This window comes from Streptococcus sp. SGI.013 (assembly GCF_050315295.1).
Taxonomy (GTDB): Bacteria; Bacillota; Bacilli; order Lactobacillales; family Streptococcaceae; genus Streptococcus; species Streptococcus porcorum.
On record NZ_JBNPOS010000079.1, the window covers coordinates 1 to 900 of the forward strand.

Annotated in this window: 2 protein-coding genes; both read left to right on the plus strand. The window is 42.7% G+C overall.

Translation table 11 applies throughout. The features are described from left to right. On the plus strand, positions 1-690 hold a 690-nt coding region (locus tag ACQRDX_RS09360; protein WP_427896621.1), incomplete at its 5' end, for a phage antirepressor KilAC domain-containing protein. 73 nt (positions 691-763) lie between these two features. Next, positions 764-900 (plus strand): BOW99_gp33 family protein (locus tag ACQRDX_RS09365; protein WP_427896623.1); only part of this gene is annotated, 137 nt, incomplete at its 3' end.

A 900-nucleotide genomic window follows, 5' to 3' on the forward strand; every position in this document is an offset into this window, starting at 1 on the left:
CATGAGCCTGTGGTATCAGGCAGACAATTACACGAGGCTTTAGGAGTCAAGACTCCATACTCAATGTGGTTTGACAGAATGATTGAGTACGGCTTTACCGAAAATCAAGATTTTTTGCTTAACAATTTTGTGAAGCAAACAGGACGGGGTGGACATAATAAAGTTGACCACATCATCAAGCTAGATATGGCCAAAGAAATTGCTATGATCCAGCGTACTGATAAGGGAAAACAGGTCAGAGCTTACTTTATCCAAATTGAGAAAGACTATAACAGCCCTGAGAAAATCATGGCAAGGGCCTTGCTCATGGCAGATAAGAAAGTCCATCAGCTAGAGGCACAGATTGAGGCAGACCGTCCTAAGGTGCTGTTTGCAGACGCTGTGAGCGCCAGCAAGTCATCTTGTCTGATTGGTGAACTGGCTAAAATTCTGAAACAGAATGGGATTGATATTGGTCAAAACAAACTCTTTCAGTGGTTACGCTCTAATGGTTACCTAATTAGTCGCCGTGGAGAGTCTTGGAACCAACCGACACAGAAAAGCATGCAGCTAGGTCTGTTTGAGCTGAAAAAGACAAATATCAACCACGCCGACGGTCACACCACAGTCAATACAACAACTAAGGTCACTGGCAAGGGTCAACAATATTTCATCAACAAGTTTCTTAACCAAGAGTATTTACCAGGTTAGGAACGTAAAAAAGCCCCTCTGGAACGGCAATTCCATTGAGGGACTAAGTAAACATTTACGAGGTAATTATATCATGTCAAGAAAAAAAGGACAATGGACACCCAAGGTTACTAGCCTACGCAAGGTAATTGTTGACGGTGTGGAGCAATGGGTAGAGTTTGATCCAGCAACTTATGTCATTCCAGCAGGTCATCCTTATTATGACATTGT